The 5826-nt window shown below is 38.0% G+C and carries 6 protein-coding genes; 4 read left to right on the top strand and 2 right to left on the bottom strand.

The features are described from left to right. Nucleotides 1-52: 52 nt before the first annotated feature. Complete coding sequence (gene mobV / locus AK825_RS14480) at nt 53-955, bottom strand: MobV family relaxase (protein ID WP_068039739.1); 903 nt, start codon at nt 953-955, stop codon at nt 53-55. Nucleotides 956-1475: 520 nt separating this feature from the next. On the opposite strand from mobV, the gene AK825_RS14475 reads away from it, so the two are divergent. From AK825_RS14475 to AK825_RS14460, 4 genes are all read left to right on the top strand, one after another. After that, nucleotides 1476-1787 carry a hypothetical protein gene (locus tag AK825_RS14475; protein WP_068039736.1) on the top strand — a complete coding sequence of 104 codons (312 nt, stop codon included), beginning with the start codon at nt 1476-1478 and terminating at the stop codon, nt 1785-1787. Nucleotides 1788-1902: 115 nt separating this feature from the next. After that, nucleotides 1903-2187, top strand: coding sequence for a type II toxin-antitoxin system RelB/DinJ family antitoxin (locus AK825_RS14470; protein WP_068039733.1), 285 nt, complete (start codon nt 1903-1905; stop codon nt 2185-2187). Then, the gene (locus AK825_RS14465) at nt 2174-2440 is read left to right on the top strand and encodes a type II toxin-antitoxin system mRNA interferase toxin, RelE/StbE family (protein WP_068039730.1); all 267 of its coding nucleotides are present in this window, start codon (nt 2174-2176) and stop codon (nt 2438-2440) included. Before AK825_RS14470 ends, AK825_RS14465 begins: the two co-directional genes overlap by 14 nt. Nucleotides 2441-2632: 192 nt before the next feature. Beyond that, complete coding sequence (locus tag AK825_RS14460; RefSeq protein ID WP_068039727.1) at nt 2633-4258, top strand: AAA family ATPase; 1626 nt, start codon at nt 2633-2635, stop codon at nt 4256-4258. 154 nt (nt 4259-4412) lie between these two features. Here AK825_RS14460 and repM read toward each other — a convergent pair whose 3' ends face one another. Beyond that, nucleotides 4413-5363, bottom strand: a complete 951-nt coding sequence (gene repM / locus AK825_RS14655) for a replication initiation protein RepM (protein ID WP_149038810.1) — start codon at nt 5361-5363, stop codon at nt 4413-4415. Nucleotides 5364-5826: the final 463 nt, after the last annotated feature.

Genomic DNA, 5826 nt, shown 5'->3' with positions numbered 1-5826 from the left:
TATAAAAACCACTCTCTCTGTGTACAGAATTAGATTTAATAGCCTTCATTCTTCATTTTGATACATACCTAGCCCTTTCATATTTAACCCTCTCTATAGCGATTTTACGGCTTTCTAGCAGCATTACCTCATTCACCCTAGTAATTTCCTCTTGATTTAACCCTTCAATAGCCAATAAGTAAGGCTCAACACGTTTCTTGAGAGTGTCATAGCTCGCTTCTGCCACGCTTTTATCCAATCTAGCCTTCTCATAGTCCATCAGGATGCTGTTTGCCGCCTTCACAGTCGGTTCTATTTGCTCAATAACAGCTGCTGTGACCTTTTCCCCATATCTAGCCTTGCTTTCAAACATTTCAGCCTTAGGTGATACAGTTTCGATAGTGAAGTCTCTCGCATGATTGATATCGTGGTAATACTCCTTGATGCTGGTATGCTTGGCTTTAGAGCCTTCCTTACCTCTCGTTAGCCCTAAATCAGCGACCGTATTGGCAAAATCGGTTTGCATTTGGTTTAACTTAACCCTGCCGCCTAGAAAATTCTTACAGTTCAGCTTCCCCTTGTGGTCAATGGGAACCACATAAGCGACTAAGTGCGGTGTGCTTATGTCTCGATGAATACTTAGACCTGCAATGTTTTCTGCTCCATGTTTATCCATGAGCCACTGAGCAGATCGCTTAAAAAACTCATCTTCCTTACTGGTTCCCCAGCCTTCCCATTCAGGACTGGCGGTTATCAAATACTCAATACAGAGCACCGCATCGGAACGTCTTTTTTCAGGAAGCCGATCTTTTATTGCTTGTTTGACGGCTTCAGGGGTAGCAACGCTATGATGATTTTTAGGGGTAATGTTGGGGTCAGCATTTGGCGTTTCTATCGTTCGGTAGCTGTGTGCCAGACTGCTACCAATGTTGCCCATCGTCTTTAATTTTGCTGTCCTCAAAATTGCATAGTTCATCGCCACTTTTTTCCTATAATTGAGTGTTATTTTATTAAAGTGTACTTACTACACCATAATTTCACCAGTTAGGAAAGCGTGATTTTTGCAGTAAAAGGCGGTAAAAAAGGGCTGTTTTTCACTATTTTTCAACTTGGCTGTTTACAGATTGTAAACAGCTTTTTTCTTTTTAAATCAATAACTAAGAACGATTTTGTTTACACTTTGCAAACACTCAAATTTCAATAAACCTAATAATATCAGCTATTTGGCAGTCCCTTTAGGGTGCGTATGGTGTAGTCATAAAATTAGGTGGGAAATAACGGATTTTTTATCTGTCGTAAAATCTGCTACAAAAAAGGGGTTATAAGAGCGTTACTTCTCGTTTTTCACTGGCATAATCATAGCTTGGTACAAACAACTTATTCACCTAAAAAAATTATCTGTAGCTACAGATAATTCTAATGGTCTGAGTAGTTGTTCTTTATAAATACTCAACACTATACGAGCTATATAAAGCTTATAAAAACGAGGAAAAGTCATGAAATCTGATTTAAAAGGTCTTCATCAACTGGAGAAAAATCTCTCAGAGTTATCTGCCACGCATAGTATTCCGCTAGGCGATCTTATGAACCCTAGTTTCATATCTAGTTGCAGCCAGTATTCAAATTTTGAGGCGCTAATAGAAGCTTCTGGGTTCAAAGTGAAATCAAAAGAAGATTTTGCAGCTATCCCAGATCATGAGTGGGAACAATTTATTCAAACAAATACATCTTATGAAAGTTGGATAGAAATGCAACAGGATGCAGGGATTAGCTTTTATGCAGCTAATTTAACTAAAGGCTTGAAGTAGAAACGTAATGTTTTCTTCTGATTTTTTCATAAGAATTATAAAACTATAAAGCTATTGAGATCTGAACACCTTTCGCTTATATTCGTACATACAATATAAGCGAAAGGTGATTACTATGACTACAACTAATTATAATATACGGCTTGACCAAGATCTGAAGGATAGGTCTTTTTCTGTTCTAGAAAGCTATGGATTAACGCCTTCACAAGCTATAAGACTGTTCTTGAACCAAGTAGCCGATACCAATGCGATTCCTCTGTCTTTTGACTATCAACAGCCTAGGCTCAACGCGCAAACTATCGCTGCTATTGCTGAGGTCGCGAGCGGTAAAGGCACTAAGTACAATAGCTTTGGTGATTTGATGGATGAGCTAGAAGGCGAGGCTGATGAGATCCATTGAAGTATCAAGTCAGTTTAAGAGAGATGCTAAAAAGAATTATCTAAGCTTGCTCACTCCTGCATGGGGTGAGGTGCTTAATTGTTTGACTAACGACATACCGCTACCGGCTAAATACAAAGACCATGCGTTGACCGGCAATCATAAGGGGTTTAGAGATTGCCACATCAAACCTGATTTGGTGCTAATCTACCGTATTCAGAGGGATACGGTAGATTTTGTTAGGCTGGGTAGCCATTCAGAGGTGTTTGATTAGCCTAATGCTTTTCAGTTGTTGGATGGGAAATTAAACAAGCTAGGAGAAAAGATTCCTGTGGAGTCTTTATGGTTTTAAGTGGTTTATTAATGCTTTTAAGGAATGAAATAGCGGGCTCCTCTGGGGTAATAAGCAGATGTTGCAGCATATCAATGCAAATGTCTGCAAAACTAGAAAATTAAGGAAGAGATAGTGGTTTTTACGATTAATATACCCATGCTTGATAAACATGAAGAAATAAGAATAGAGGCAGGATCCTCCGCGGTTTTTGTTGGAGCCAATGGCACAGGTAAAACGAGACTTGCTACTTACATAGAAGAGCAATTAGGTATTAATGCTCACCGAATTTCAGCTCATAGAGCTCTTACTTTAAATCCAACTGTTCCAAAAATAAGTGAAGCCAACGCATTATTGGGTCTTAGAGTAGGTTATTCAGGTGAGAATGCAGCAATTCATCATAGGGCAGGTAGTCGTTGGGGTGGAAAAAATTCGGTTCATATGCTCAATGACTTTGATTTCCTTATACAAGCCTTATTTGCTGAACAATCTAATAGAGCTCTGACAACTCACAGAAAAGTTCGTAGTGGCGATAATAGTTCTGCTGATCCAACAAAATTTGAAGTCCTTACAGAGATTTGGGAGCAATTGTTACCACATCGAAAACTACATGTATCTGGTGATGATATTCAGGTGTCAGATGCAGATGCAGATGCAGATCAGTATTATTCTGGTAGTGAGATGAGCGACGGTGAAAGAGCTGTTTTCTATATGTTAGGTCAAACATTAGTTGCAGTAGAGAATTCTTTGATAATTTTTGATGAGCCCGAACTTCATATTCATCGTTCTATAATGGCAAAATTATGGGATGCAGTAGAATCAGTTAGACCGGACTGTGCTTTTTTGTTTATCACACATGATCTTGAATTCGCTTCTTCTCGTGTAGCTGACAAATATGTACTTAGACAATATAGCTTCGATAAATCTAGCCCCTATTGGAATATTGAAAAGCTTCCCAGTGACTCAGGTTTTGATGAAGAGTTGACGACATTGATTCTAGGTAGCCGAAAACCAATATTATTTGTTGAGGGTACTAATGATAGCTTAGATATTGCACTGTATAGAAGTTGTTTTACAGAGTGGAGTATTGTGCCGAAAGGCTCTTGTGAAGACGTAATTCACTCTGTAGTAACTATGAGAAAAAATGCTAGCCTAACAAGAATAACTTGCTCAGGCATTGTCGATGCTGATGATTACAGTCAGGCTGACCGAGATCATTTACAAAGCTTGGGTATTGCTACTCTGCCTGTATCTGAAATTGAGAATTTAATTCTTCTTCCAAGTGTTAGTAGTGTTATCGCGCAAAGTGAAGGTCATGTTGGTAGTGAGATTGATGCAAAACTAGAAAATCTAGCCTCAGATATTTTTGCATCCTTAAATTCAGATAAAGCTATCGAAAAAGTAGTAACAAGGTATTGTAAAAGGCGTATAGATCGATTGCTCAAAAAAATTGATTTTGCAGAAGCAGAAACAGTTGATGCGCTATCAGATTTATATTCTTACCAAACAGCTCAATTAAATATTGAGAGTATTGCTCAAGAAGCTACTGATAGGATACGCCAAGCTGTAGAGAGTAGAGATTTACCATTGTTATTAGCCAACTACGATAATAAAGGATTGATCGCAAGTGCAGCTCTACATTTGAAAGGGTGTCGCCGTAATGACTTTGAAAGCTGGATAGTACGAGTTTTAAAAAACGACAGCGTAGAAGGGTTAGTTCAATCGATTAAAGACACTCTTCCAGATATTACACCACAGTAAACTCTATATTTGATGATTCCACGTATCACAGCGATGTGATACGTATTTATGAAAGGACTAACACCTATTATTTAGATCACTCAAACCATTGCTACTATTATTTTATAGCCAAAGGTTCAAGTCATTACTAGGAAATCAAACGTACTCATAAGACCTAGTATTCAAGATATTCTTTGATAGGACGTTTATTAAACTGTGTAGGGTCTTTTTTAAGGCGGTTAATCATTTCAAACTCCCATCCTTGCTGTGACTGACCAGCTTGGCTAGTAGGGCTTACTAAATGATTGTATTCCGCCATAAAAGCAGGGTTACGAGCAATACGCCCTAACTGCTTATCATTCAATCCATCGACCGTAAACATATCTCCTGTACTAACGTCGCGCTCCTTATCAACTACATCCGTCTTAGCTTTTGGCTTTTCATGAACAGTGAAAATAAAGCCTACAATTTTGCGTCCCCTTTTTACGTTCTCATATTTGACTTTAAGGTCTGATTTTTTGTTAATCTCATCTGTAGCAAGGTCTAAAACACGTTTTTTGAAATCACACATCGCTTTGTATTCATTGATTCCTAGCCCCATCTGGTCTCTAAAGACCCCTATATCAAAGCATGGTGTTTTTTTAGCTGTGCGCCATTGCGTCAATAACTCATAAAGGCGTACCGAATAAACACTATCAAACTGTGTCGTTTGCTCTAGCAAATACGAGGTAAAAAACTGTTCTAAGCCATTGATACGGCTGATACCTTCTACAACAGCAAGCGTAAATACTATTTCTATAGCACCCTCACCATCATGATATTGCACCTGCTGTAACCAACGGCTTTTAATAGGCTTACCATTATCATCAAGGTAGGTAAAACGCCTATTAAATAGGGTTTCTTCAGCTTCTTTCATGCGCTTATAGCCATTTTGCCGTGTAGTTTCAAATACCTCTGCATAACGAGTGGCATCAATTCGTAACGGCTTGTCTGTACTTAATCCTGTGGCTGTTTCCCTAGCATCAACTATGGCTAGCTGAATAATTCGCACTTCAGCCAATGATAAAGTTTGTAATGCCTGATTCAGTTGATTAGTCTTTACGACTAGGTTTTTTTTATTGTGCATAACCATCTTATCCATAAGTATTTAATGACATATTACATTAAGTCATCTAAAGGTCAAATTATAAAGAGTCCTTTAATGGTAACTAAACGTCCTTTAATGGGTAACTAAACGTCCTTTAATGGGTAACTAAACGTCCTTTAATGGGTAACTAAACGTCCTTTAATGGGCGCTGTAAGCCAATAGCAGCAAGGGGTGCAGAGAGCCTAAAAGCTATTAAAAGCATTAAAAGCATTAAAAGCATTTTCTTATTTTTTTTACTAACTGAAAAGATAAAAGAAAAAAGCCCTAGTTACCTCGAAATATCAGAGACTTTTTTATGCTCTTTTGGATCAGATGATCGATCAATGCTTTCAAAAGTATCTATCAATTTGTTTTTTAACCTCATCTAAAGCATCAGGTTTGTTCAACTTTATAATCTTTTTAGCATTCTAGTGACTTTTTTTCTTTAACCTTAGTAGCGATC

The sequence above is a fragment of the Psychrobacter sp. P11G5 genome (assembly GCF_001593305.1).
In the GTDB taxonomy this organism is placed as follows: domain Bacteria; phylum Pseudomonadota; class Gammaproteobacteria; order Pseudomonadales; family Moraxellaceae; genus Psychrobacter.
The sequence above is the reverse complement of the archived record's forward strand: the minus strand, read 5'-3'. Positions and strand labels throughout refer to the sequence as shown.

What these genes read in the sequence shown, in the direction of transcription:
- mobV (WP_068039739.1), bottom strand. Translation starts at nt 955, where the DNA reads ATGAACTATGCAATTTTGAGGACAGCAAAATTAAAGACGATGGGCAAC.
- AK825_RS14475 (WP_068039736.1), top strand. Translation starts at nt 1,476, where the DNA reads ATGAAATCTGATTTAAAAGGTCTTCATCAACTGGAGAAAAATCTCTCA.
- AK825_RS14470 (WP_068039733.1), top strand. Translation starts at nt 1,903, where the DNA reads ATGACTACAACTAATTATAATATACGGCTTGACCAAGATCTGAAGGAT.
- AK825_RS14465 (WP_068039730.1), top strand. Translation starts at nt 2,174, where the DNA reads ATGAGATCCATTGAAGTATCAAGTCAGTTTAAGAGAGATGCTAAAAAG.
- repM (WP_149038810.1), bottom strand. Translation starts at nt 5,363, where the DNA reads ATGCACAATAAAAAAAACCTAGTCGTAAAGACTAATCAACTGAATCAG.